Origin of the sequence: Pseudomonas guariconensis (assembly GCF_040822035.1) — a bacterium.
Taxonomy (GTDB): Bacteria; Pseudomonadota; Gammaproteobacteria; order Pseudomonadales; family Pseudomonadaceae; genus Aquipseudomonas; species Aquipseudomonas guariconensis.
This window is the reverse complement of the sequence record NZ_CP162012.1, coordinates 4383209-4408943: the sequence shown is the minus strand read 5'-3', so window position 1 is coordinate 4408943 and position 25735 is coordinate 4383209. Positions and strand designations below refer to the sequence as shown.

Annotated in this window: 25 protein-coding genes and 1 other RNA gene; 15 read left to right on the top strand and 11 right to left on the bottom strand. The window is 59.6% G+C overall.

Annotated features, from left to right (window positions below; translation table 11 throughout):
* Positions 1–279 precede the first annotated feature (279 nt).
* The 3 genes from AB1N67_RS20400 to AB1N67_RS20390 form a co-directional block, all read right to left on the bottom strand.
* Positions 280–543, bottom strand: a complete 264-nt coding sequence (locus AB1N67_RS20400; protein WP_043207449.1) for a bacteriocin immunity protein — start codon at positions 541–543, stop codon at positions 280–282.
* A complete protein-coding gene (locus AB1N67_RS20395; protein WP_367863339.1) occupies positions 518–1315 on the bottom strand; it encodes a hypothetical protein in 798 nt (265 codons plus the stop codon). Before AB1N67_RS20395 ends, AB1N67_RS20400 begins: the two co-directional genes overlap by 26 nt.
* Before the next feature lie 2226 nt (positions 1316–3541).
* Positions 3542–4021, bottom strand: coding sequence for an Lrp/AsnC family transcriptional regulator (locus tag AB1N67_RS20390; protein ID WP_043207451.1), 480 nt, complete (start codon positions 4019–4021; stop codon positions 3542–3544).
* Between the two features lie 127 nt (positions 4022–4148).
* Here AB1N67_RS20390 and AB1N67_RS20385 point away from each other — a divergent pair, with 127 nt between their 5' ends.
* Both AB1N67_RS20385 and mdeB read left to right on the top strand, forming a co-directional pair.
* Positions 4149–5345 carry a methionine gamma-lyase gene (locus AB1N67_RS20385; protein WP_102081625.1) on the top strand — a complete coding sequence of 399 codons (1197 nt, stop codon included), beginning with the start codon at positions 4149–4151 and terminating at the stop codon, positions 5343–5345.
* 68 nt (positions 5346–5413) lie between these two features.
* A complete protein-coding gene (gene mdeB, locus AB1N67_RS20380) occupies positions 5414–8104 on the top strand; it encodes an alpha-ketoglutarate dehydrogenase (RefSeq protein WP_367863338.1) in 2691 nt (896 codons plus the stop codon).
* Positions 8105–8262: 158 nt separating this feature from the next.
* On the opposite strand, the gene AB1N67_RS20375 is transcribed toward mdeB, so the two are convergent.
* Positions 8263–8700 carry a YhcB family protein gene (locus AB1N67_RS20375; RefSeq protein WP_043207459.1) on the bottom strand — a complete coding sequence of 146 codons (438 nt, stop codon included), beginning with the start codon at positions 8698–8700 and terminating at the stop codon, positions 8263–8265.
* A 135-nt stretch (positions 8701–8835) separates the two neighbouring features.
* Here AB1N67_RS20375 and AB1N67_RS20370 point away from each other — a divergent pair, with 135 nt between their 5' ends.
* The 3 genes from AB1N67_RS20370 to zapE all read left to right on the top strand — a co-directional run bounded on the left by AB1N67_RS20370 (position 8836) and on the right by zapE (position 12190).
* Positions 8836–9471: an alpha/beta hydrolase gene (locus tag AB1N67_RS20370; RefSeq protein WP_102081626.1), complete on the top strand. Its 636-nt coding sequence runs from the start codon at positions 8836–8838 to the stop codon at positions 9469–9471.
* Between the two features lie 25 nt (positions 9472–9496).
* Positions 9497–10843 (top strand): tryptophan--tRNA ligase, encoded by a 1347-nt coding sequence (locus AB1N67_RS20365; protein WP_090344882.1) that lies wholly within the window; start codon positions 9497–9499, stop codon positions 10841–10843.
* 252 nt (positions 10844–11095) lie between these two features.
* On the top strand, positions 11096–12190 hold the full coding sequence (gene zapE, locus AB1N67_RS20360; RefSeq protein ID WP_090344884.1) for a cell division protein ZapE: 1095 nt from the start codon (positions 11096–11098) through the stop codon (positions 12188–12190).
* A 103-nt stretch (positions 12191–12293) separates the two neighbouring features.
* Here the strand turns inward: zapE and AB1N67_RS20355 are convergent, their stop codons facing one another.
* Positions 12294–13190 (bottom strand): GlxA family transcriptional regulator, encoded by an 897-nt coding sequence (locus AB1N67_RS20355; protein WP_167358094.1) that lies wholly within the window; start codon positions 13188–13190, stop codon positions 12294–12296.
* Positions 13191–13468: 278 nt separating this feature from the next.
* On the bottom strand, positions 13469–14509 hold the full coding sequence (locus AB1N67_RS20350) for an NADP(H)-dependent aldo-keto reductase (RefSeq protein WP_070576205.1): 1041 nt from the start codon (positions 14507–14509) through the stop codon (positions 13469–13471).
* A gap of 256 nt (positions 14510–14765) precedes the next feature.
* Between AB1N67_RS20350 and rplM the strand changes: the two genes are divergently transcribed.
* The 7 genes from rplM to AB1N67_RS20315 all read left to right on the top strand — a co-directional run bounded on the left by rplM (position 14766) and on the right by AB1N67_RS20315 (position 19641).
* Positions 14766–15194, top strand: a complete 429-nt coding sequence (rplM, locus tag AB1N67_RS20345; protein WP_043207468.1) for a 50S ribosomal protein L13 — start codon at positions 14766–14768, stop codon at positions 15192–15194.
* Positions 15195–15208: 14 nt separating this feature from the next.
* Entirely contained in the window at positions 15209–15601 is a 393-nt protein-coding gene (rpsI, locus tag AB1N67_RS20340; protein WP_043207470.1) for a 30S ribosomal protein S9, read from the top strand.
* 267 nt (positions 15602–15868) lie between these two features.
* A complete protein-coding gene (gene petA / locus AB1N67_RS20335; RefSeq protein ID WP_043207473.1) occupies positions 15869–16462 on the top strand; it encodes a ubiquinol-cytochrome c reductase iron-sulfur subunit in 594 nt (197 codons plus the stop codon).
* Positions 16462–17673: a cytochrome bc complex cytochrome b subunit gene (locus AB1N67_RS20330; RefSeq protein WP_043207474.1), complete on the top strand. Its 1212-nt coding sequence runs from the start codon at positions 16462–16464 to the stop codon at positions 17671–17673. Before petA ends, AB1N67_RS20330 begins: the two co-directional genes overlap by 1 nt.
* Positions 17673–18455: a cytochrome c1 gene (locus tag AB1N67_RS20325; RefSeq protein WP_070576202.1), complete on the top strand. Its 783-nt coding sequence runs from the start codon at positions 17673–17675 to the stop codon at positions 18453–18455. Before AB1N67_RS20330 ends, AB1N67_RS20325 begins: the two co-directional genes overlap by 1 nt.
* A 123-nt stretch (positions 18456–18578) precedes the next feature.
* Positions 18579–19202, top strand: coding sequence for a glutathione S-transferase N-terminal domain-containing protein (locus AB1N67_RS20320; protein ID WP_043207478.1), 624 nt, complete (start codon positions 18579–18581; stop codon positions 19200–19202).
* 10 nt (positions 19203–19212) lie between these two features.
* Entirely contained in the window at positions 19213–19641 is a 429-nt protein-coding gene (locus tag AB1N67_RS20315; protein WP_043207479.1) for a ClpXP protease specificity-enhancing factor, read from the top strand.
* Positions 19642–19693: 52 nt separating this feature from the next.
* Here the strand turns inward: AB1N67_RS20315 and AB1N67_RS20310 are convergent, their stop codons facing one another.
* From AB1N67_RS20310 to AB1N67_RS20290, 5 genes are all read right to left on the bottom strand, one after another.
* A complete protein-coding gene (locus AB1N67_RS20310) occupies positions 19694–19912 on the bottom strand; it encodes a YgdI/YgdR family lipoprotein (RefSeq protein ID WP_043207481.1) in 219 nt (72 codons plus the stop codon).
* Between the two features lie 118 nt (positions 19913–20030).
* Complete coding sequence (locus AB1N67_RS20305) at positions 20031–20609, bottom strand: BON domain-containing protein (protein WP_043207483.1); 579 nt, start codon at positions 20607–20609, stop codon at positions 20031–20033.
* The gene (locus AB1N67_RS20300) at positions 20606–21199 is read right to left on the bottom strand and encodes a phosphoheptose isomerase (RefSeq protein ID WP_102081628.1); all 594 of its coding nucleotides are present in this window, start codon (positions 21197–21199) and stop codon (positions 20606–20608) included. The genes AB1N67_RS20305 and AB1N67_RS20300 overlap by 4 nt, the downstream gene beginning before the upstream one ends.
* Before the next feature lie 88 nt (positions 21200–21287).
* Positions 21288–21659, bottom strand: a complete 372-nt coding sequence (locus tag AB1N67_RS20295; protein WP_043207488.1) for a YraN family protein — start codon at positions 21657–21659, stop codon at positions 21288–21290.
* The gene (locus AB1N67_RS20290) at positions 21659–23476 is read right to left on the bottom strand and encodes a penicillin-binding protein activator (protein ID WP_043207490.1); all 1818 of its coding nucleotides are present in this window, start codon (positions 23474–23476) and stop codon (positions 21659–21661) included. The genes AB1N67_RS20295 and AB1N67_RS20290 overlap by 1 nt, the downstream gene beginning before the upstream one ends.
* 221 nt (positions 23477–23697) lie before the next feature.
* Here AB1N67_RS20290 and rsmI point away from each other — a divergent pair, with 221 nt between their 5' ends.
* The 3 genes from rsmI to mraZ all read left to right on the top strand — a co-directional run bounded on the left by rsmI (position 23698) and on the right by mraZ (position 25734).
* Positions 23698–24540: a 16S rRNA (cytidine(1402)-2'-O)-methyltransferase gene (rsmI, locus tag AB1N67_RS20285; RefSeq protein WP_177343707.1), complete on the top strand. Its 843-nt coding sequence runs from the start codon at positions 23698–23700 to the stop codon at positions 24538–24540.
* Between the two features lie 67 nt (positions 24541–24607).
* Positions 24608–24967, top strand: an RNA gene (rnpB, locus tag AB1N67_RS20280) — RNase P RNA component class A.
* 311 nt (positions 24968–25278) lie between these two features.
* A complete protein-coding gene (mraZ, locus tag AB1N67_RS20275; protein ID WP_011535546.1) occupies positions 25279–25734 on the top strand; it encodes a division/cell wall cluster transcriptional repressor MraZ in 456 nt (151 codons plus the stop codon).
* The last annotated feature ends 1 nt before the right edge of the window (position 25735 follow it).

The window sequence follows — 25735 nt, the reverse complement described above, 5'->3', positions numbered from 1 at the left end:
TGCCATAAACAGAAAACCCCGCTTCGGCGGGGTTTTTTGTTTATGGCACCTGACTAGTTGCGCAACAGGCGCCGGGTCTGTTTTTCGGTCCTGATCATTTCCAGGTGCCGGTCATAATCGCTGTGTTGCGCGCACGCTGGGCTGTAGGGGGACATGTCGCAGTTGAAGTGTTGATCTGGGTTGTCTGGCCCGAGGTAGGGGCCGCCGGCGCTACAGGCTGATAGGAGCAGGAGGCCGGTGAGCGCTGACGTTTCATAAGGGGCCTTGACTGGCCCAATTTTATGAAGCTCTGAAGCCGTCCTTGCCATTTGCCAAGCGCCACTCTTTGACAATTCGAACAATTTGCTCTGGCTTTCCTAATTCAGCCGTTTCTGGCCAGAAAATTAGATCAGTCCCCAGCGGGTGTTCGGTAATGTTTTCAAAATGATCCAGTAATGGGTCCAGTATTTCATCAGGGCTGGACCCGTTTGTCTCGAATATTAATTTTAAAAAGTCGAGGAACTCTGATTCAGTATAGTCAGAGATTTTGCTTTTCTCTTTCATGGCTGCTCTCCGTAATGAATTTGTAAGTGAGCTTTTGGCGTTCAGCTTCAGCCCTCTGCTGAGCTTCTTTTGCTCTGCGTTCAGCCTCGGTTTTTTGGCGTGCGAGCTCTTCGGCTTTGCGCGCTGCGTCCGCTTTTTGCTGAGCCAACTCTTTGGCTTTGCGTTCAGCTTCTGCTTTTTTGCGAGCCGCTTCCTGCGCGTTGGCGGCGGTTCGCTGTTGCTCCACTCGTTTTGCACGGGCATTCAGTCCGGAAAATGCCGTCAGTGTGTCGTTCAGTATCCGAGCAGACTCTTTGTTGAGCAGTGACTTGTGATAGTCGAGCCAACGTGGCCCGACACCTTTGAGCTGTTGATGTTGGATCAGGCTATCAAGTGCTTCCAGCTCAGCGCTTGTCAGAGGGGCCTTAATGTTGGGATTGGCCTTGAGATAAGGGGTTATCGCTTTAGCCCTATTAGCAGCCAACGTCCGTAGTGCTTGTTCATAGTAGGCCAACGTTTGTACCGAGTTTTGTTGGCTTGCCTTCGGAGATGCCCTCAGTAAATCATTTTGTAAGAAGCCAGGGAGGGCCTGGAAATAAAATATTTGTTCGATCCGGATGGCGTCGGCTTTTTCATCGAGGGTTTTTATTGTTAGGGCGTAATCAAGTTGGGCAAGATTTTCAGTGGTTTCCAACGCTTTCGCTGTGGCATGAAGGTGCGGGCGGATGGCTTCGAATATTCGGTCAATTATTTTTCGCTCATGGGCGGATTGTAAAGAGGTTTCGTATCCCAAGAATGCCGCATCTAGTTTGTTTTTCTTCAGGAGCTTCGTGCCTTTGGAAATAAAATAGATTGGGGGTTTGTAGAAGATGTTGCTACCCCAGAATGAAAGCTCTCTTTCAAGGTGGGTGGGGACTGAACGAAGGCCCACGTAGGGGAGAGTGGCAAGGGTCTGATATAGAGGCCTTCATCTAGATAATAAGTGCTTCCGATTTTTTGTGGGGCCATGAGCCTCTCCAAGTTGAACGGTCATGGAGATTATTGAGAATTGGCTGAGAGGATTCTGTCGCGTATATAGCAGGGCTGTGAACGAAGGCGCGGTAAGCGCCGTAGGAGCACGTTGTAGGATTCATATGTACCTTCTAACTATGGAACTACACCCTGGGGAAAAATTTTCCATACGATGTGCCGCTGGACGCGGACCTGGTGATCGATACCCAGACCACCAGCGTTGAAGACGGCGTCAAGCAGGTGCTGGATGTGCTGCTGATCCGCTTGCCATAAACAGAAAACCCCGCTTCGGCGGGGTTTTTTGTTTATGGCACCTGACTAGTTGCGCAACAGGCGCCGGGTCTGTTTTTCGGTCCTGATCATTTCCAGGTGCCGGTCATAATCGCTGCGTTGCGCGCACGCTGGGCTGTAGGGGGACATGTCGCAGTTGAAGTGTTGATCTGGGTTGTCTGGCCCGAGGTAGGGGCCGCCGGCGCTACAGGCTGATAGGAGCAGGAGGCCGGTGAGAAGTGATTGTTTCAAGAGGCCTAGTGCTGGGGTTGCTTGATCCATCGAAAGTACTCCTGATAGTCCATTTGCCGTTCGTGGCCATGCCGGAAAGGATCCATGTCGCATTTGAAATGAACCGCTTATCGGTCCGGGAAGAATAAAGGCATTTGTTATTGCGTCCTGCTAGAAAGATTACTGATAGAGCGGTCAGCTCTTTAATGGTTGGGTAGGGTAAGCCGTTCATTGATTATTCTTTTGTGGGGGTGACGTGTTTTGGATTTCTAAGTCTGACAAGTAAGCCTGGTAAAATCTGGATTGTATGTTGTGCGACATCTCGGCTGCGGCTGTAGGGAGAGTCTGATGACTATAGGGGGAGGGTTTCCGGTTCGCTTAGGCTTTGCACGACTTGTAATTGTTGTGGGGCTAGTTTTGGTAGGCCGGCTTTACCAAGCCCTTTCAGCTCAATAATTAAAGGTGGTGTAATGGGGAAGTATTCAAAAGTGAAGGTTGCACGATTCAGCGGGTCTGGAGGCACCGTCCTTCCTCCCAACCAATCTATGCGTGCGGGCGATTTCATAAAATCTCCTAATGGGCGCTATGCGCTGCGTCTTCGCCCTGATGGAAACTTAGTACTTGAAGATCGTGGCGCTGTAATCTGGGTGGCTAACGAGAAACAACCGCACAGCGACACTTTCAAATTGAGACAGCGGGAAACACTTCACTTCGTTATCCAGAATTCTGGCTTTCTCTATGATCCATCCCGTGGTCGGGTATGGTCCGCTCAAGCTACAGAGACTCGAGACAAGTCCTATTGGCGTCATAATCACCTAGGGGTAACCGATACAGGTAATCTGGAAATTTATGATGGAAGGAATGGAGAGATTAGATGGGCGCGCTCAAGGTTTGTGCCAAGCCGCCTTCGGCGTAGGGAAAAGATATGGCCGCACTCTGACCTGCCTGAGCTTCCTCCGCTATTCCAAGTAAAGCATGATTATCCCTAGCTTTAGGGGTAGCCGAATATAAGTGGCTCCAAGTTTAATCTCCTGGGTCCGGTGACATGGCTTGGAGCTATCGGCTGACTTTAAGTAAGAAGTTGTGATGAACTTAGTGTCGCGGCTTTTGGATCAGTTTGTAATGCTCTTGATAATCTATTCTTCTTTCGCAACCTTGCCGATAGGGGTCCATGTCACATTTGAATTTTATGTCTTGTCTATCAGGGATCCACATCCAGTCGTTGCCGCACCCGGAAAGAAAAAACATGAGCATAAGGTTGAGGTGTTTCATGGTGTGCTCGCGCATCTAAGGGGGCATTTATTTTCACCACGAACCCTGTTGCGGGATACTTCATTTTTTCACAAGCTTAAGTAGGAAGCTCTCCTCGTTAGCGGGAGACGGGTCTTACATAGGAAGGTGGTGCATGCCTTCATGGGGGCATAGATGAATCGACCGGATGAAAACATGCGCTAGTTAGTTTTTGTGGTGTCGTGTGGAGTCGCTGGGTATAAGGTTTTCAGCTATTTCATATGTGTTTTTCCGACACCGGAATCACTCGGCGTTCCTTCACCGCCTTGTACGAAAAACTCGAATAGATCTCTTTAACGCCCGGCAAACGCTGCAACACCTCCCGGGTAAATTCCCCGAACGATTCCAGGTCCCGCGCAAGGATCTCCAACAAGAAGTCATAGCGCCCGGAAATGTTGTGGCAGGAGACGATCTCGGGGATTTCCAACAGCCGTTTCTCGAAGGCCAGGGCCATTTCCTTGGTGTGCGAGTCCATCATGATGCTCACGAAGGCGGTCACGCCAAAGCCCAGTGACTTGGGCGAGAGGATGGCTTGATAGCCGGTGATGTAGCCGTTGTCCTCCAGCAGTTTGACGCGACGCCAGCAGGGCGAGGTGGTGAGGGAAACCTGGTCGGCAAGTTCAGCGACGGTGAGGCGGGCGTTGTCCTGCAAGGCCGCGAGCAGGGCGCGGTCGGTGCGGTCTAGGGTCGAAGGCATGATTTGCCCTCCTGGTGTTTGGTTTGTTGTTTTTATGCCAAAAGATAGGCGAATGCGTGGGCGATTTTGGAAAATTACCCGCGACCCGGTGGCATAAGCTTATAACAAACCATCAGAGGCTGTTGCCATGCGCGACTCCAATAACAACACCGGTTTTTCAACACGGGCCATCCATCATGGCTATGACCCGCTTTCCCACGGCGGCGCGCTGGTGCCGCCGGTGTATCAGACCGCCACCTATGCCTTCCCGACTGTCGAGTACGGCGCCGCCTGTTTTGCAGGTGAGGAGAGTGGGCATTTCTACAGCCGCATTTCCAACCCGACCCTGGCCTTGCTCGAACAACGCATGGCATCGCTCGAAGGTGGCGAAGCAGGACTGGCGTTGGCCTCGGGCATGGGCGCCATCACCTCGACGCTATGGACGCTACTACGTCCGGGCGATGAGCTGATCGTTGGGCGTACCCTGTACGGCTGCACCTTTGCCTACTTGCACCATGGCATCGGCGAATTCGGAGTCAAGATCCAGCACGTTGACCTTAACGACGAAAAGGCGTTGAAGGCGGCCATAACCTCTAAGACCCGGATGATCTATTTCGAAAGCCCGGCCAACCCCAACATGCAACTGGTCGATATCGCGGCCGTCGCACAGGCGGTGCGTGGTCGCGACATCCACGTCGTGGTCGACAATACTTACTGCACGCCCTACTTGCAGCGTCCGCTGGAGCTGGGTGCCGACCTGGTGGTGCATTCGGCCACCAAGTACCTGAGCGGCCATGGCGATATCACTGCGGGCCTGGTGGTCGGGCGCAAGGCGCTGATCGACCGGATCCGCCTGGAAGGCCTGAAGGACATGACCGGCGCGGTCCTCTCGCCTCACGATGCCTCGCTGCTGATGCGCGGCATGAAGACCCTTGCCCTGCGCATGGAGCGCCACTGCAGCAACGCTCAGCAGTTAGCCGAGTACCTGGCGCGCCAGCCCCAGGTGGAGTTGATCCACTATCCGGGCCTGCCGAGTTTTGTCCAGCATGCGTTGGCTCAGCGGCAGATGCGCCTGCCGGGCGGGATGATCGCGTTCGAGCTCAAGGGTGGGATCGAGGCGGGGCGTCGGTTCATGAATGCCCTGCAGTTGTTCAGCCGGGCGGTGAGCTTGGGCGATGCCGAGTCACTGGCCCAGCATCCGGCGAGCATGACCCATTCGAGCTATACGCCGCAGGAGCGCGCGCACCATGGCATCTCTGAGGGCCTTGTGCGGCTGTCGGTGGGGTTGGAAGACATCGATGACTTGGTGGCTGATATCGCCCAGGCATTGAAGGCCTGCGCCTGAAGCCGCGCCAAGCGCTGTGCGAGCGGGTTTACCCGCGAATCGTGTCCGGAAACCGAAGGAAAAGCCCGATGGTGGCGATGATGAATCCGAACGAGCCGTTGACGGCCCAGGATACCGACCTGGACAGCGACCCGGCTGAAACCCGCGAATGGTGCGAAGCGCTCGAGTCCACCCTGGCCCATTGCGGCCCGGCGCGGGCGCGCTATCTGCTACAGCGTTTGCAAAGCCATGCACTGGAATTGGGGCTGGCGCGCGATACCTTGCCGTTCTCGGCCTACCGCAACACCTTGTCGGTAGACCAGCAAGGCGCCTATCCGGGCGACCTGGAGATGGACGAGCGCATCACTGGCATCCTGCGCTGGAACGCGCTGGCCATGGTGGTGCGGGCCAATCATGCCTATGGCGATCTGGGTGGGCATATCGCCAGTTATGCCTCGGCGGCGGAGATCTTCGAGGTGGGCTTCCAGCACTTTTTCCGGGGCGAGAGCGGTGGCGAGCGACGCTCGGCAGACCTGGTGTTCTTCCAGCCTCATTCCGCCCCGGGTATCTATGCCCGGGCATTTCTCGAAGGGCGTTTGAGCGAGGCGCAACTGGCCAGCTATCGCCAGGAAGTCGCCGGCAATGGCCTGTGCTCTTACCCACACCCTTGGTTGATGCCCGACTTCTGGCAGTTTCCCACCGGTTCCATGGGGATCGGTCCGCTCAATGCCATCTACCAGGCGCGTTTCATGCGCTATCTGCAGCACCGTGGTGTGCTCGAGACGGAGTCACGGCATGTCTGGGGCGTGTTCGGTGATGGCGAAATGGACGAACCGGAGTCCACCGCAGGCCTGACCCTGGCGGCGCGCGAAGGCCTGGACAACCTGACGTTCATCGTCAACTGCAACCTGCAACGCCTGGATGGCCCGGTGCGCGGCAACGGGCAGATCATCCAGGAACTGGAAGCGCTGTTCAGCGGCGCCGGTTGGAATGTGATCAAGGTGCTCTGGGGCTCGGAGTGGGATGCTCTGTTCGCCCGCGACCATGACCATGTGCTGCTGCGTCAACTTGCAGCGACGCCCGATGGCCAGTTCCAGACCCTTGGCGCCAACGACGGCACCTACAACCTGGAGCATTTCTTCAACCAGCACCCGGCACTGCAACAGCTGGTGGCGCACATGAGCTCCGACGAGATCAACGCCCTCAAGCGTGGCGGTCATGATTTTCGCAAGCTATACGCCGCCTATGCCGCGGCCAAGGCATGCAAGGGCCGGCCGACGGTGATCCTGGCCAAGACCAAGAAGGGCTATGGCATGAGCAGCGCTGGCGAGTCGCGGATGACTGCGCACCAGGCCAAGAAGCTCGACGTTCAGGCACTGCTGGCATTTCGGGATCGCTTCCATCTCCCCCTGTCGGACGAAGCCGTGGAGCAACTGCGCTTCTACCGGCCTGACGAGGACAGCCCGGAGATGCGTTACCTGCGCAAGCAGCGGGCTGCGTTGGGCGGGCCGTTGCCGATGCGGCGCAGCGACTGTCCTCGCCTGCCGTTGCCTGATCTTGAAACCTTCGGTGGTTTTGCCTTGCACGCTGAGGGCAAGGAAATGTCCACCACCATGGCCGCCGTGCGCCTGCTCGGCCACTGGTTGAAGGCGCCGGAGCTGGGCCCGCGGGTGGTACCGATCGTCGCCGATGAGGCGCGTACGTTCGGTATGGCCAGTTTGTTCAGACAGATCGGTATCTATTCGTCTTGCGGGCAGCGTTACGAGCCTGAGGATGCCGGGTCTTTGCTCACCTACAAAGAGGCGCGTGACGGCCAGTTGCTCGAAGAGGGCATCACCGAGGCAGGGGCGATTTCTTCTTGGGTAGCGGCGGCCACGTCCTACGCGGTACACGGCGAGCCTATGTTGCCGGTGTACATCTATTACTCGATGTTCGGATTCCAGCGGGTCGGTGACCTGATCTGGGCTGCCGCCGACCAGCGCGCCCGTGGCTTGTTGCTGGGGGCTACGGCCGGGCGCACCACCTTGGGTGGCGAAGGATTGCAGCACCAGGACGGCTCCAGCTTGGTGATGGCGGCCTTGGTGCCCAACTGCCGGGCCTGGGACCCATGCTTTGCCGGCGAGCTGGCCGTGATTCTCGATCATGCAGCCCGGCGCATGCTGGTGGAGCAGTGCGACGAATTCCACTACGTGGCGGTGATGAACGAAAACTATCCACAGCCCTCGTTGCCCGAGGCGATGCACGGCGATGTGCTTCGCGGCATGTACCGTTTCGCCAGGCAGCAGGCCCTGCAGCCACGTGCCAAGGTGCGTCTGCTGGGCTCAGGGGCGATTCTGCGCGAGGTGATTGCCGCCAGTGAGCTGCTCGCTACCGAATGGCAGGTGGACAGTGATGTGTTCAGTGTCACCAGTTTCAGCGAACTGGCACGCGAGGCACGGGAAGTGCAGCGAGCGGCGACCCAAGGGCGAGGCGGGGTCAGCCACGTGAGCCTGTGCCTGGCGGGTGATGACCCGGTGGTTGCCGCCACAGACTATGCCCGGGCCTGGCCGCAGTTGATCGCCGAATACGTACCGGCACCTTACATGACCCTGGGTACCGATGGCTTCGGGCGCAGCGATACACGTCAGCAACTGCGGCGGTTCTTCGAGGTGGATCGTTACGGTGTGGTGATGGCAGCGCTGTACAGCCTGGTCAGGCAGGGGCGGTTGGACGAGCAGGTATTGGAGCAGGCGAGGGCGCGGTACGAAATCGCTGGCGGGGTGGCCCCTTGGTGTCGATGAGCGGCAGCTTGGCAAGGGCTTGTGTTTGAAGGCAAGCCCATTTCGTCCTCGTGGTGCTTTGCAGCTCATCGCAGGCTTCGCCAGCTCTTATGGGCGTTGCTAGGAAGTTGCTTACAAACGCCCACAAAAAAAGGCCTCTTGCGAGGCCTTTTTCATGTTCAGCGTTTTAGGCCGTAGCTCTCGTCGAGCATGCCCGGCGAGTTCGGTGCCTTGGGCGCGTAGTCGCGAGGCACTTCGGCGGTGTCCTTCGGCGGAGTCAGGCGATCACGCGGGCCCTGGGCCGCTTCGGAGTGCAGGGCGGCCAGCAGGCGCTGGCGGGTCACGTCGTCGAGGGCCAGACGGTTGGCGCCGTCGGCCAAGTGGTCCTGGACGTCCTGGTAGCTCTGGGTCAGTTTCTTGACCAGCGCTGCTGTGCTGTTGAAGTGGGTGACCACTTCGTTCTGGTAGCTATCGAAGCGCTGCTGGATGTCATCCAACTGACGCTGGGTGCTGCTGGGCGCTGCGTTGGGCAGCAGACGGGCGACGACAAAGCCCACCACCACGCCGACGACGAGGGCCAGGGTCGGCAACAACCAAACAAGGAGCGAGAGTTCCACGAGTCCTTCCTCTATAAACGGCTTTGCTTTACGTTAACGGCTCAGACCTGCGCTGTATACCGCGAGCGATCGCAAATCAGAACAGAATTCTTCAGCTAGACGAGTCGACCTTCACCGAGGTCACGGAGTAGTGCCTTGCTTATCCGCGAAACCCCCTTGTTCATTGATGGCCCGAGCGGCCAGCTGGAAGCCTTGTACCTGGATGTGGCCGACGCCCGCGGTGCGGTGCTGATCTGCCATCCCAACCCGGTCCAGGGTGGCACCATGCTCAACAAGGTGGTCTCGACCCTGCAGCGCACCGCCCGTGATGCAGGTTACATCACCTTACGCTTCAACTACCGCGGCGTGGGTCAGAGTGCGGGCAGTCATGACATGGGGGCCGGCGAGGTCGCCGATGCCGAGGCGGCCGCGGCCTGGCTGCGGGCCAAGCACCCTGAGCTGCCGCTGGTGCTGATGGGCTTCTCCTTCGGCGGATTTGTCGCGGCCAGCCTGGCCGGACGCCTGGAAGCCGACGATGTGGCGTTGCAGCATTTGTTCATGATCGCCCCGGCGGTAATGCGCTTGAGCGAGCAGTTCCCGCTGGCCCAGCGTTGCCCGCTGACCGTGGTGCAGCCGGACACCGATGAAGTCGTCGATCCTCAGCTGGTCTACGACTGGTCCGACAACCTGCAGCGCCCCCATGAGCTGCTGAAAGTGGCAGAATGCGGACACTTTTTCCATGGCAAGCTGACCGATCTGAAGGATCTGGTGCTGCCGCGTCTTTCGAACTGAGCCAAGCCTGATCAAGCGAACACCCATGACTACGCGTATTCTCACCGGTATCACCACCACCGGAACCCCGCACCTGGGCAACTACGCCGGCGCCATCCGCCCTGCGATCGTCGCCAGCCAACAGCCCGGTGCCGATTCGTTCTATTTCCTGGCCGACTACCACGCCCTGATCAAATGCGACGATCCGCTGCGCATCCAGCGCTCGCGTCTGGAAATTGCCGCCACCTGGCTGGCCGGTGGCCTGGACCCGGACAAGGTCACCTTCTACCGCCAGTCCGACATCCCTGAGATTCCCGAGCTCACCTGGCTGCTGACCTGCGTCGCCGCCAAGGGCCTGCTCAACCGCGCCCATGCTTACAAGGCCTCGGTGGACAAGAACGTCGAAGCCGGCGAAGACCCCGATGCCGGCGTGACCATGGGCCTGTTCAGCTACCCTGTGCTGATGGCCGCGGACATCCTGATGTTCAACGCCCACAAGGTGCCGGTCGGTCGTGACCAGATCCAGCACGTGGAGATGGCCCGCGACATCGGCCAGCGTTTCAACCACCTGTTCGGCCAGGGAAAGGACTTCTTCACCTTGCCGGAGGCGGTGATCGAGGAAACCGTGGCGACGCTGCCGGGCCTGGACGGTCGCAAGATGTCCAAGAGCTACGACAACACCATTCCGCTGTTCACCAGCGCCAAGGACATGAAGGATGCGATCTCGCGCATCGTCACCGACTCCCGCGCGCCGGGCGAGCCGAAGGATGCGGACAACTCGCACCTGTTCACCCTGTTCCAGGCCTTCGCCACCCCCGCGCAGGCGGCCGAGTTCCGTGAAGAGCTGCTGCAGGGCATTGGTTGGGGCGAGGCCAAACAGCGCCTGTTCCAACTGCTCGACGGCCAGTTGGCCGAAAAGCGCGAACACTATCACCAATTGATCTCGCGCCCCTCGGACCTGGAAGACATTCTCCTGGCCGGTGCGGCCAAGGCCCGCAAGAGCGCCACGCCGTTCCTCGAGCAACTGCGCGAGGCAGTGGGCCTGCGTTCGTTCCGCACCAGTGTCCAGGCCAGCACCGAAGTGAAGAAGAAAGCCGCCAAGACCGCGCGCTTCGTCAGTTTCCGCGACGACGATGGCAGCTTCCGCTTCCGTTTGCTGGCAGCCGATGGCGAACAGCTGCTGCTTTCGCGCAGCTTCGCTGACGGCAAGAGCGCCGGCGCTGTTAGCAAGCAGTTGCAGCAGGGCGGTGAGGCCGATGTGCGCGTCGACGGCCTGGGCTTCTCGCTCTGGCTGAACGGTGAGCAGGTGGCCGATGGGCCACAGTTCCAGACCGGCGAGGCCCGTGACGCCGCCATCGAGAGCCTGCGCGCGGCATTGCAGCCTCAAGACTGAGGCGTAGGGTCCCGGCTGTTCGCCGGTATCGGCGGATGAATCCGTTGCCACAAGTCCTGCGGTGTCAATGAGAACGCTGCTGTACCTGTGGGAGCGGGTTTGCCCGTGAAAGGGCCGGAACAGACAAGCCGGATAGAGGCTTGTGTACCGGTAGCTTACGGCCCTGCGGCGCGATGGCCGTATGTATGATTGCCATTAAGCGGGCCTGTCGCTACAGTGACGGCCCGTTTTTTGTTGCCTCGCTAACGAATCATGACGCCCCTCGAACGATATCAAGCAGATCTGAAACGTCCCGACTTCTTCCATGATGCGGCGCAGGAAACTGCGGTGCGTCACCTGCAGCGCCTGTACGATGACCTGTTGGCGGCGCAGAACAACAAGCCGGGCGTGTTCGGCAAGCTGTTCGGCAGGAAGGAGCAGGCACCGGTCAAGGGCTTGTACTTCTGGGGGGGGGTGGGACGCGGCAAGACCTATCTGGTCGACACTTTCTTCGAGGCGCTGCCGTTCAAGCAGAAGATGCGCACGCACTTCCACCGCTTCATGAAGCGTGTTCACGAAGAGATGAAAACCCTCAAGGGGGAGAAGAACCCGCTCACCATCATCGCCAAGCGCTTCTCTGAGGAAGCCAAGGTGATCTGCTTCGATGAGTTCTTCGTGTCCGACATCACCGATGCCATGATCCTCGGCACGTTGATGGAAGAGCTGTTCAAGAATGGCGTCACCTTGGTGGCGACTTCGAACATCGTCCCCGACGGCCTGTACAAGGACGGCCTGCAACGCGCGCGTTTCCTGCCGGCTATCGCGCTGATCAAGCAGAACACCGAGGTGGTCAACGTCGACAGCGGGGTCGACTACCGCCTGCGTCACCTGGAGCAGGCCGAGCTGTACCACTTCCCGCTCGACGAAGCCGCCCATGAAAGCCTGCGCCAGAGTTTCCGTGCCTTGACGCCCGAGTGCACCCAGGCTGTGGAAAACGACGTGCTGGTGATCGAGAACCGCGAGATCCAAGCCATCCGCACCTGCGATGACGTCGCTTGGTTCGACTTCCGCGCCCTGTGCGACGGCCCGCGTAGCCAGAACGACTACATCGAGCTGGGCAAGATCTTCCATGCCGTGTTGCTGAGCAATGTCGAGCAGATGGGCGTGACCACCGACGACATCGCCCGCCGCTTCATCAACATGGTGGATGAGTTCTACGACCGCAACGTCAAATTGATCATCTCCGCCGAGGTCGAACTCAAGGATTTGTACACTGGCGGCCGCCTGAGCTTCGAATTCCAGCGCACGCTCAGCCGCCTGCTGGAGATGCAGTCCCACGAGTTCCTGGCGCGGGCGCACAAGCCCTGAGGGAAGCTACAAGCTGCAAAAAAGCCAGAGCAGTTCGCGAACTGCTCTGGCTTTTTCTTTTTCTCGTGGCTTGCCGCTAGAAGCTTGCCACTCAAGAAAGCCCTCAGGCTTCCTGCACGAACTGCTGCCGGTACTGATTCGGGGACAGTTCGGTGTGCTGACGGAACAGCCTGGCGAAGAAGCTGGCGTCGTCGTAACCCACTTCATAGCTGATGGTCTTGATGCTCTTGCGCGTACTCGACAAGAGCCCCTTGGCCGTCTCGATACGCAGACGTTGGAGGTAATGCAGGGGCTTGTCGCCGGTGGCGCTCTGGAAACGGCGCATGAAGTTGCGGATGCTCATGCCGTGGTTGCGCGCTACGTCCTCGAAGCGGAACTTGTCGGCGAAGTGCTCCTCCAGCCAGTGCTGGATCTGCAGGATGATCAGGTCCTGGTGCAGCTTCTGTCCGCCAAAGCCCATGCGTCCCGGGGTATAGCTGCGCTGGACTTCGTAGAGGATGTCTCGGGCCACGGCGCGGGCGACGTTGGGGCCGCAGAATCGCTCGATCAGATAGATGTACAGGTCGCACGCCGATGTGGTGCCACCAGCGCAATACAGGTTGTCGGCATCGGTCAGGTGCTTGTCCTGGTTCAGCCGGACATTGGGGAAGCGCTCTGCGAAGCTGTTGAAGAAGCGCCAGTACGTAGTTGCCTCCTTGCCATCGAGCAGGCCTGCCTCTGCCAGCCAGAACACACCACTGGCCTCGCCGCACAACACCGCACCGCGGGCATGCTGCTCGCGTAGCCAGGGCAGGACCTGGGGGTAGCGCTGTTGCAGGTTATCGAAGTCTTCCCAGAACGCCGGGAGGATGATCACGTCGGCATCGACCAGGCCGCTGTCGACCGGTACCTGCACATTGCTGAAGCTGTCCACGGGCTTGCCGTCCGGGCTCACCAGGCAGATCTCGAACATCGGTTGCAGCCCCAGGCCCAGCTGCTTGCTGTAGCGCAGGCTGGCCAGGTGGAAGAAATCCTTTGCCTGCATCAGTGTCGAGGCGAACACCTTGTCAATGGCCAGGATGCTGACGCGCCGCAACGACGCGGAGGGTTGGGTAAACATCATTGTCATTGTTCTTATAGGGTAGAGTGGTCAATCACCGGCTGGATCGTCTTATTTTTTCTGTTGGGCTGCAAGCTTCTTCAAGCGGTAAGTGGCACGCGGCAAGCGGCAAGAAAAAAGCCAGAGCAGTCCGCGGACTGCTTTTGCTTGCCACTTGCAGCTTGCCATTGCCGCAGCCCTCAAGGCGCCGGGTTGGGCTGGTCCTGGTGGATGGCCTCGATGGCTGCAAGCAATTCATCGCTGAGGGTCAAGGCCTGGCTGTCCAGGTTGCTTTGCAGTTGCTCAACGCTGGTAGCCCCGATGATGTTGCTGGTCACGAACGGCTGACGGGTGACGAAGGCCAGGGCCATCTGGGCCGGGTCAAGACCATGCTGGCGGGCCAGCTGCACATAGCGGCTGCAGGCGGACACAGTCTGCGGATTGGAGTAGCGCGAGAACCGGCTGAACAACGTCAGGCGTGCCTGTGCCGGCCGTGCGCCGCCTTCGTACTTGCCCGAGAGCATGCCGAAGGCCAGAGGCGAATAAGCCAGCAGGCCGCACTGCTCACGGATCGCCACCTCCGCCAGGCCTACCTCGAAGCTGCGATTGAGCAGGTTGTAGGGGTTCTGGATCGACACGGCTCGCGGCCAGCCGCGAGTCTCGGCCAGGTGCAAGAACTTCATGGTGCCCCATGGCGTTTCGTTGGACAGGCCGATATGGCGGATCTTGCCGGCGCGCACCTGTTCGTCGAGTACTTCGAGGGTTTCTTCCAGTGGCGTGAACAGGTCGTGAGGCAGATGCTGGTAGCCCAGTTTGCCGAAGAAGTTGGTGCTGCGCTCGGGCCAATGCAGCTGGTACAGGTCGATGCGATCGGTGTGCAGGCGCTGCAGGCTGTCGTCCAGCGCAGCGACGATATGCTGGCGGTTGTGCTTGAGCTGGCCGTCGCGGATATGGCTGATGCCGTTGCCGGGACCTGCGACTTTGCTCGCGAGGATCCAGTCGTCACGATCGCCATGACGGCGGAACCAGTTGCCGATGATGCGCTCGGTGGCGGCGTAGGTTTCGGGCCGTGGCGGCACCGGGTACATCTCTGCCGTGTCGATGAAATTGACCCCGCTGGCCTTGGCCAGTGCGATCTGGGCAAAGGCCTGGGCTTCGTCGTTCTGTTCGCCCCAGGTCATGGTGCCCAGGCACAGGGCGCTGACATTGAGGTCGGTTCGGCCGAGTTGGCGATATTCCATGGGGTACCGTCTCCTGCAAATCGAACCATCAAATCAGGTTGAATTTTTTTCTGCAATCTGGATAATTCGGCACCTCTCCGTGTGGCGGAAGTGATGCACCACCATGCAGGAGGAACCCTTGTCGAACATTGGACGCGCCGACCCGAGCCCCCAATAGCGTCCGTGTGCGGCTGCGCGCTTGCCCTTGGCAAGCTGTGCACTATCCAGTAAGATTCGCCGTCTATTTTTCGCTGGGCGGCCTCTGAGGCTTTAGAGAATGAAAACTTTTACTGCTAAACCGGAAACAGTAAAGCGCGACTGGTACGTAGTTGACGCCGCTGGTCAGACCCTGGGTCGTCTGGCTACCGAAATCGCTCGTCGTCTGCGTGGCAAGCACAAGCCAGAATACACCCCTCACGTTGACACCGGCGACTACATCGTCGTCATCAACGCCGAGCAGGTACGTGTCACTGGTGCCAAAACTTCGGACAAGATGTACTACTCCCACTCCGGTTTCCCAGGTGGCATCAAGGAAATCAGCTTCGAGAAGCTGATCGACAAAGCCCCTGAGCGTGTCATCGAGACCGCGGTCAAAGGCATGCTGCCGAAGAACCCGCTGGGTCGCGACATGTACCGCAAGCTGAAAGTGTACGCGGGTGCTGCTCACCCACACACTGCTCAGCAGCCTCAAGAACTGAAGATCTAACGGGATAGTTCATTATGTCGGCGACTCAAAATTACGGCACTGGCCGTCGCAAGACCGCAACCGCTCGCGTTTTCCTGCGTCCGGGCACTGGTAACATCTCCATCAACAACCGTTCTCTGGACGTGTTCTTCGGTCGCGAAACTGCTCGCATGGTTGTTCGTCAGCCGCTGGAACTGACCGAGACCGTTGAGAAGTTCGACATCTACGTCACCGTTTCCGGTGGTGGTGTCAGCGGTCAAGCCGGTGCGATCCGTCACGGTATCACCCGCGCTCTGATGGACTACGACGAATCCCTGCGTGGCGCTCTGCGTCGTGCTGGTTACGTCACCCGCGACGCTCGTGAAGTCGAGCGTAAGAAAGTGGGTCTGCGTAAAGCGCGTAAGCGTCCTCAGTACTCCAAGCGTTAATACCGCTTCGGCAGTCGAAAAAAAGCCCGGTTCCGTTTATGGAGCCGGGCTTTTTTTATGTCTTGAACTAACCTGTCAGCATGTCAGTGACAACTTGCCGCATAGACGCAGATCAAGCAAAGCGAGGGTTGCAGCCCGCCTGGGGGGTAATCACCTTGTCAGTGTGTGGACTTGTTCCTTACCATTGCGGCCAACTTTAAGTGCCACAGACACAACTAAGTAGATGCCTGATCCAACAGGCCAAAGCAGCTGATGGGAGAGGACTGAATGAGCAATGACGGCGTCAACGCAGGCCGGCGCCGCTTCCTCGTAGCCGCCACATCCGTGGTAGGCGCAGCGGGGGCAGTGGGGGCTGCGGTACCGTTCGTGGGGTCATGGTTCCCCAGTGCCAAGGCGAAGGCCGCCGGCGCACCGGTGAAGGTCAATATCGCCAAGGTCGAACCAGGTCAGCAGATGGTGGCTGAGTGGCGGGGGCAACCTGTGTTCATCGTGCGACGGACTGAGGAGATCCTCGGGAATCTCAAGAAAATCACCGGGGAATTGTCCGACCCCGAATCCAAGGCTTCGGTGCAGCCGACCTATGTCGACCCGCAAAATCGCTCGATCAAGCCCGAAATCCTCGTCCTTGTTGGCTTGTGCACCCACTTGGGTTGTTCGCCGACCTTCCGTCCCGAGGTTGCGCCCGCCGACCTGGGGCCGAAATGGGTCGGGGGCTACTTCTGCCCTTGCCACGGTTCGCACTATGACCTGGCTGGTCGCGTCTACAAATCGCAGCCGGCACCTCTCAACCTGCCAGTGCCTCCGCACTCGTATGAGTCGGACGACATCATTGTCATCGGCATCGATCAGGAGAAGGCATGATGAGCAAGTTCATGGACTGGATTGATGCTCGCTTCCCCGCGACAAAGATGTGGGAAGACCACCTGAGCAAGTATTACGCGCCCAAGAACTTCAACTTCTTGTACTTCTTCGGCTCCCTGGCGCTGCTGGTGCTGGTCAACCAGATCGTTACCGGTGTGTGGTTGACCATGAGCTTCACGCCCTCGGCGGAAGAGGCATTTGCCTCGGTCGAGTACATCATGCGTGACGTCGAATATGGCTGGATCCTGCGCTACCTGCACTCGACCGGCGCCTCGGCGTTCTTCATCGTTGTGTACCTGCACATGTTCCGCGGCCTGCTCTATGGCTCCTACCAGAAGCCGCGCGAGCTGGTCTGGCTGTTCGGCATGCTGATCTACCTGGCGCTCATGGCCGAGGCATTCATGGGCTACCTGCTGCCATGGGGGCAGATGTCGTACTGGGGCGCCCAGGTGATCATCTCGCTGTTTGGTGCCATTCCGGTGATCGGGGGTGACCTGACCCAGTGGATCCGTGGCGACTACCTGATTTCGGGTATTACTCTGAACCGCTTCTTCGCTCTGCACGTGGTTGCCCTGCCGATCGTGATCCTGGGTCTGGTGGTGCTGCACATCCTCGCGCTGCACGAAGTGGGTTCGAACAACCCGGACGGCGTCGACATCAAGAAGAAAAAGGATGAAAACGGCATTCCGCTCGACGGTATCCCGTTCCACCCGTACTACACCGTCAAGGACATTGTCGGCGTGGTGGTGTTCCTGTTCGTGTTCTGTGCGGTGGTGTTCTTCTTCCCTGAAATGGGCGGTTACTTCCTGGAAAAACCGAACTTCGAGCAGGCCAACGCCTTCAAGACCCCTGAGCACATCGCGCCGGTCTGGTACTTCACGCCGTTCTACGCGATCTTGCGTGCTGTCCCTGACAAATTGTTCGGCGTGATCGCCATGGGGGCCGCCATTGCCGTGCTGTTCGTGTTGCCCTGGCTTGACCGCAGCCCAGTGCGCTCGATGCGCTACAAGGGCTGGCTGAGCAAAGTGTTCCTGCTGGTGTTCTGCATTGCCTTCGTGATTCTCGGTGTCTTGGGCGTACTGGCGCCTACGCCGGGTCGGACCTTGCTGTCGCAGGTCTGCACCGTGCTGTATTTCGCCTACTTCCTGTTGATGCCGTTCTACACAAGGCTCGAGAAGACCAAACCGGTTCCGGAAAGGGTGACTGGCTGATGAAAAAGCTAATTGCAGTACTGTTCCTGGCAATGATGCCCGCCTTGTCCTTCGCCGCCAGCGAGCACGGCCCGGTGCTGGACAAGGTCGATATCGATCTGACCGACAAAGCCGCCATGCAGGATGGCGCGCGTACCTTCGCCAACTATTGCATGGGCTGCCACAGCGCCAAGTTCCAGCGCTATGAGCGCGTGGCCGACGACTTGGGCATTCCGCACGAGCTGATGCTCGAGAAACTGGTATTCACCGGTGCCAAGATCGGCGATCACATGAAGATCGGCATGCAGCCAAGCGATGCCAAGACCTGGTTCGGTGCGGCACCGCCCGACCTGACCCTGGTCGCTCGTGTGCGTGGCACCGACTGGCTGTACACCTATCTGCGCAGCTTCTATGAGGACAAGTCGCGTCCTTATGGGGTCAACAACAAGGTGTTCCCGAACGTGGGTATGCCCAACGTCCTGGTTGGCCTGCAAGGTAACCAGGTGATCGGTTGCAAGCAGGTGCAGATGGTGGTCGACGGCAAGAAGCAGTTTGACCCGCTGACCGGCAGCCCGTTGACCCATGAGGCCTGTGACCAGCTGACCATCGAGCCGAAATCCGGTACCCTGACGCCCGAGCAGTTCGACGAGAAGGTCAAGAACCTGGTGACCTTCCTGGCCTATTCGGCCAACCCGGTCAAACTGGAAAGCCAGCGCATCGGTACCTATGTGTTGCTGTACCTGGCTTTCTTCTTCGTATTCGCCTATTTGCTCAAGCGCGAGTACTGGAAGGACGTGCACTGATCACGCAGTAGTTTCTGGTAGTTGAACGCGCCCTGGGGCGCTCCATCGCTGATGCGGTGGAGCCCTCCAGGGCGCGTTTGCATTTAGAGTTTCACAAAGCATCCCCATGCGAGGAGGCGCTACATGGGCGCAACCAACCGGTTAGCCTGCTATTCCGACCCCGCTGATCATTATTCTCACCGGGTACGCCTTGTTCTCGCCGAGAAGGGCATCAGTGTGCAGATCGTCGATGTCGATCCTGCGCGTCTGCCGCCCAAGCTGGTCGAAGTAAACCCCTACGCCAGCGTGCCGACCCTGGTCGATCGCGATCTGGCCCTGTACGAATCGACCGTGATAATGGAGTACCTCGAGGAGCGTTATCCGCATCCGCCGCTCATGCCGGTTTATCCGGTGGCGCGCGGCAACAGTCGGCTACTGATGCATCGTATCCAGCGTGACTGGTGCGCGTTGGCCGATACGATTCTCGATGCGCGCAGCACGGAGGCGGCGCGCGTTGATGCGCGTAAAGCGTTGCGCGAGAGCCTGACCGGCGTCTCTGCGTTGTTCGGAGAATTTCCTTGCTTCATGAGTGAGGAGCAAAGCCTGGTCGATTGTTGTCTATTGCCCATATTGTGGCGGTTGCCGGTATTGGGTATCGAATTGCCGCGGCAGGCCAAGCCGCTATTGGATTACATGGAGCGGCAGTTTGCCCGCGAGCCTTTTCAGGCGAGCCTGTCCGCTGCAGAACGTGAAATGCGCAAGCTTTAAGGAGCCGTTGATGAACTCCAGTCGCCCCTATCTGGTTCGAGCGCTGTACGAGTGGATCGTCGACAACGATTGCACCCCCCACATGCTGGTCAATGCTGAGTTTCCAGCGGTCCAGGTTCCCCAGGGATTCGCCAGCGATGGTCAGATCGTCCTGAACATCTCCCCTAATGCCGTGCGTAACCTGCACATGGACAACGATGCGGTCAGTTTCGAAGGTCGCTTCAGCGGCGTGGCGCATTCGTTGTTCGTGCCTGTGGGTGCGATCTTGGGTATCTATGCCCGGGAGAATGGCCAGGGCATGGTCTTCGAGCTGGAGCCGCCACTGGACAGCGATGAGCTGGACGACGAGGGTGTCGAGCCTGATGATGATGGGCCGCCGGAGGGCGGTGGTCAGCCGCCACGTCCCAGTGGCCGACCCAGTCTCAAGGTGGTCAAGTAATAAAAAAGGCGATCCGGATGGATCGCCTTTTTTGTTGGCTTCAGGGCTTGGCTTACAAGTCTTGAATGCTGCGGACCTGGTCCTTGTTGACGCGGGTGCGCTTGCCATCCAGTTGCTCGAACTCGTAGAAGCCGGCATCGCTGTCGAACTTCGGTGCGTCGACGGTCTGGATTTCACGGCCATCGTTGAGGGTGATCTGGCTTGGGGTCGAGCAGCCGGCCAGGGCGGCGAAGGCGCCGATTGCGAGGACGGACAGCAGGGACTTCTTCATGGGTACTTCCTGAGGATAACGAGGGGTGGAACGAAACTTGGGGCAGCGTGCCGCTCCGCAGGGGGATCACTGCAGGAGCGGGCTGGTATCGCGGTCAGGCGTTACGCTGCCAGGTGGGTCAGTCGATGTACTCGAACAACTTGACGATCTTCTGCACACCCGACACGCCCTGTACCACGTTGGTGGCGGCGTTGGCTTCCCCTTGGGTCACCAGGCCCAGCAGATAGACGATGCCGTTCTCCGTGATCACCTTGATGCGGGTGCTGGGCACATTGGCATCGCCCAGCATCTGGGCCTTGATCTTGGTGGTCAGCCAGGCGTCGTTGTTGCGGGCGAGGATCGAGGATGGCTGCATGACCTGCAGCTCGTTGTGGACCTTCTTGACGCGTTGGACCTGGCTGGCGGTTTGTTCGGCCAGGCTCTTGAGGTCTGCACGTGGGGTCTGGCCGGCCAACAGGACGATGCCGTTGTAGCTGCTGACGACAATGTGAGAGCCCTTGTCGAGGTCGGCATTGGCTTTGGCGATGTTGACCGAAACCTTGGTCTCGATCAGCGAGTCATCGATCTTGCTTCCGATGGTGCGGGTGCCGCGATCGTCCTCGATGGGCGAGTTGCGGGTGGAGGTCAGTACCGAGCTGCAACCCGAGATGCTCAGGCACAGGGTCAGGGCCATCAGGCCGAGGCGCTTGGGGTTCATTCTTCACTCCCGAACAGTTGGCTGTCGATCAGGTCGCACAGGCAATGGATCGCCAGCAGGTGGACTTCCTGGATTCGCGCGGTGATGTTCGACGGCACGCGAATCTCCACGTCTTCAGGCAGCAACAGCGAGGCCATGCCTCCACCGTCGCGCCCGGTCAGTGCCACGACGATCATTTCACGGTCGTGCGCAGCCTGGATCGCTTGTATCACGTTGGCGGAATTGCCGCTGGTAGAGATCGCCAGCAATACATCCCCGGGCTGCCCCAGAGCACGGATCTGCTTGGAGAAGACCTCGTTGTAGCTGTAATCGTTGGCGATCGACGTGAGGGTCGAGCTGTCGGTGGTCAGGGCGATGGCTGGCAGGCTCGGGCGTTCACGCTCGAATCGATTGAGCAGCTCCGAGGAGAAATGCTGGGCATCGCCTGCCGAGCCGCCGTTGCCGCACGCGAGCATCTTGCCCTCGTTGAGCAGGGCATTGACCATGACCAGGCTGGCCTGCTCGATGTGAGGTGCCAGGATGTCCATCGCCTGTTGCTTGGTATCGATGCTGGCCTGGAACAGCCGGCGAATTCGGGATTGCATGTCCATCTGGTGTGACCTTAAGAGGGGCGGTGGCCAGCGCGACGCGCGACAGGAACCAGCCCGCGAAACATAGAGCTAAAAAATCGGAATGGGTTCAGCATTCGAAGGCGTTTTTCAGCCATTGCAGCGGTTGGCCCGCGTGGTGGCTGCCCTGCAGGGCGACAACGTCGAAGCGGCAGGGCTGATCGGCCCAGCGAGGCTCCTTCTGCAGGAACAGGTTGGCGGCTAGCGCCAGTCGCTTCTGCTTGCGTGTGTCGATGCTCCCGACGGCTCCGCCGAAGGCCGCATGCAACCGGTAGCGGACTTCGACGAATACTACTGTATCGGCGTCGAGCATGACCAGATCGAGCTCACCGCCCTTGCATCGCCAGTTGCGCGCCAGCAGCTGCAAACCGTGCCCTCGAAGAAATGCGAGGGCGTGGTTTTCCGCAGCCAGGCCTGCGCTGGCAGGCGATGCGTCGGGCATCAGCGAGGGGTATCCGGCAGGCGCTTGACTTGGCCGCCAGAGAACTCGGCCCAGGGCAGTTGGCGTTCGACGCGCTGGCTGGGGTTCATGGTCAGGCTGCCGGAGAGGCCCTCGACTCGGTTGTCAGGCAGGGCCTTGAGCTGGTTCAGGCGCGGCGCCAGGCTGTAGGCGTCGACACCCATGGCGTACAGGCGCCCGAGGCTGCCGGCGGCCTGAGGCCACTGCTGGACCACTTGCTGACGCAAGCTGTTGGTGGAGTCGAGCAGCCATGGGGTTTCGCAGAAGCGAATGCCGTTCATGTCGTTGTACTGGTTCACGTCACCGCTGGCGCTGTACAGGTTCGAGGTGGCGTAGACCGGAACGTCACCGGCGTATTGGAAGTTCAGGGTCGGCTTGATCTGCTGCGCCTGTTGTGGAGTAGAGGCGAGGAAGATGAAGTCGATATCCTGGCGACGCGAAGGTTGTGCGGCGATGGTGCCGCCGACAGTGCTTTGCAAGCTCTTGGCGCGGCCTTCGCTCTGACGCAGTTGGAAGAGCTCGGCGATCTGCTGGGCGAGGGCGACCGGCTGGGCGATGCGTTCGGCGGCCAGCAGGGTGCCGCCATGGCTCTCCCAGTCCTGACGGAAGGCGGCCAGCACGCGGTCACCCCATTCACCGCTTGGCACCAGTGCCACGGCACGAACCATGCCGTCGGCCCTGGCGCGGCGGGAGACTTCGCGGGCTTCGTCCTCGGCGGCAAGACCGAACTGGAACAGTTGTGGCGGTGCTTTCTGGCCGGCATCGGCGTAGTTCAGCGCCAGGGTGGTGATCGGCAGCTGCGGGTAAGCCGCGAGCTTTTTCACCAAGGGTTTTTCCAGCGGGCCGACGACCAGCTGTACACCGGCGGCCTGGGCCTGGCGGTAGAACTCGTCGAGCGAGGTCATGCGCGAGCTGTCGAAGACCTGTACGGCCGGCGCAGGTTGACCGGACTGCTGAGCCTGGAAGTGAGCGGCCATGAAGCCGTCACGCAGGGCGCGGGCAACGCCGGCCAGTGGGCCTTCCTGAGGCAGCAACAGGGCGATCTTGGTCAGCGGCTGGCTGGCCAGTTCCTTCAGTTTGACCAGGGCCTGCGGCAGTTGCTTGGCGGCTGGGTGATCCGGGTGCTGATCGCGCCAGGTATCAATGGCTGCCTGTTGTTGCTCCAGGGTGCCAGCACGCTTGACGGCCAGCGCCAGGCTCGTCCAGCCGGCGAGGGTTTCGTTGCTGGCAGGCTGTTGCAATTGCTCGGCCGGCAGCGAGGCGACGAGGGCCCAGATGGCGTCGTCGTTCGCGGCAGCGGCCTTGTCGCTGAGCAGCGGGGCAAGCAGGACACGCTGCTGGGCGGCGGCCAGGGTCTGGCCGTCGGCCTCCAGGGCGGCGGCGTGGACGCTGTAGGTACGTGCCTGCTGGTCCTTTGGCAGTTCGTCCAGGCGTTGCAGGCTCGGATGGGAGAGGGCGCTCAGGGCCGCCTTGGGCTGGTTTCGGCTCATGGCGAGCTCGGCGGCCAAGGTGCTGGCGAACACTTGTTGGGCAGGCTTGAGCGAGTCCATCGGGACCTGCTCGAGAATGCGTGCGGCGCGTGGGTAGTCCTTCTGCTTGTAGGCCAGATCGGCGGCGCTAAGGCGCAGGAGCGCGGCATCTTCCGCGGACTTGCTGGTGGCTGCCTTGTCGAGCAGTTGCTCGATGCTGGCATCCGGGGTGCGCGGCAGTTCACCCAGGCTGGATGAGGGCGAGCTGGCGCAAGCTGCCAGCAGGGCAGCGAAGCAGAGGGCTGTGAACAGCCGCAGGCAAGCGATCATGTAAAAGTCCTGTTACTCGATCAAGGTGGCCGGCAATTGTACCCAAGCGTCGGCCGGGGCGCGATGTTGCTGACGTGGAATCCTTCACTATAGGTCGTCTGCAGGAGCAGGTCCGTGAAGTTCTTTGCGCGCTGTTGCGGGTGCTCGGGCTACAATAGCGCCTTTGATCCACAAGACAGGTGTGCGCAGTGACTGATGTTGCAGGGGCTTCGAAATCCATGATGGGCACGCTTTATGTCGTCGCCACGCCGATCGGCAATCTGGACGACATGAGTGCCCGGGCCCTCAAGGTCCTGGCGAATGTGGCGCTGATCGCTGCTGAAGATACCCGTCACTCGGTGCGCCTGCTTCAGCATTTCGGTATTGACACTCCACTGGCAGCTTGCCACGAACACAACGAGCGAGATGAAGGCGGGCGGTTCATCACTCGGCTTCTGGCGGGAGACGACGTGGCCTTGGTATCGGATGCCGGCACGCCGCTGATCTCCGATCCAGGCTACCACTTGGTGCGCCAGGCGCGTGCGGCAGGGGTGCAGGTGGTGCCAGTGCCCGGCGCCTGCGCATTGATCGCCGCGTTGTCGGCGGCGGGGCTGCCGTCGGACCGATTCATTTTCGAAGGCTTCCTGCCGGCCAAGGCGGCGGGCCGCCGGGCCCGGCTCGAGCTGGTCAAGGAGGAGCCGCGGACCCTGATTTTCTATGAAGCCCCGCACCGCATCCTCGAATGCCTGGAGGACATGGAAGCGGTGCTCGGTGCGGATCGCCCGGCAGTGCTGGGGCGTGAGCTGACCAAGACCTTCGAGACCCTCAAGGGGTTGCCGCTGGGTGAGTTGCGCGCCTTTGTCGAGGGCGACAGCAATCAGCAGCGCGGTGAGTGTGTGGTGTTGGTCGGTGGTTGGAGCGCACCTGAGGATGAGCAAGCCATCAGCGGCGAAGCGCAGCGGGTGCTCGACCTGTTGCTGGCGGAGTTGCCGCTCAAGCGCGCGGCTGCGCTGGCGGCGGAAATCACTGGCGTTCGCAAGAACTTGCTCTATCAATTTGCCCTGGAAAAACAGAAAGCCAAATAGTGGCAAATTGATATTCTTTGGTGCGTCACTTGTTCTTGAGCGCGCCTGCCGTTAACCTTGTCGGCGGAGAGTCGATCGGACAGTCGCTGCCTTCTTTTGTTCCGCAAAAGAGGGGGGAGGAAAGTCCGGGCTCCATAGGGCAGAGTGCCAGGTAACGCCTGGGGGGCGCGAGCCTACGGAAAGTGCCACAGAAAACAACCGCCTAAGCACTTCGGTGCCGGTAAGGGTGAAAAGGTGCGGTAAGAGCGCACCGCACGACTGGTAACAGTTCGTGGCTAGGTAAACCCCACTCGGAGCAAGACCAAATAGGGTTCCTTACGGCGTGGCCCGCGTCGGAACCGGGTAGGTTGCTAAAGGCGTCCAGTGATGGCCGTCGTAGAGGAATGACTGTCCTCGACAGAACCCGGCTTACAGATCGACTCTCCACCTTCCTCCTTCCCTGCTTGAATCGATAGCAGATATGTCCTGGTAATACCGAAAAATTCTTACTCTTAATAAATCACTTTAACTTCACGCTGCATCTGTCCGCGTGTCTTTGATTTTTCTCGCCAAATTTCTTCGCTGGTAGTCGTTCCTCCTTCCTTTGTTGCGCTAAATCGCCGTCCTGTAAGGGATTTCCTTATGAACGTGCCTTGACGGTGTGGCGGACGGATTCCTATAGTGTGCGCAAGTGGCAGAAAGTGGGATGAAGTGGGTTTTCTGACCAAATAAAGCTAACCTCAGTGGGGAATCGCAGCCGTGTTCCGCGGAGCCAACGCCGTCAGCCTCGATGCAAAGGGCCGACTCGCCATGCCGAGTCGGTACCGTGACGAGCTCGATTCGCGTTGCAATGGTCAATTGATCGTGACCATTGACGCAGTAGACCCCTGCTTGTGTGTTTATCCCCTCGATGAGTGGGAACAGATCGAAGCCAAGTTGCGTGCCTTGCCGTCGTTGCGTGAGGAAAACCGCCGCCTGCAGCGTTTGCTGATCGGCAATGCGGTGGACCTGGAGCTCGATGGCAGCGGTCGTTTCCTGGTGCCGCCCCGTCTGCGCGAATACGCCAAGCTCGACAAGAAGGCGATGCTGGTGGGGCAGCTGAACAAATTCCAGCTGTGGGATGAAGATGCCTGGAACGCGGTTTCGGCAGCCGACCTTGCAGCTATTCAACAACCGGGCGCCATGCCCGATGATTTGCGTGACCTGATCCTGTGAC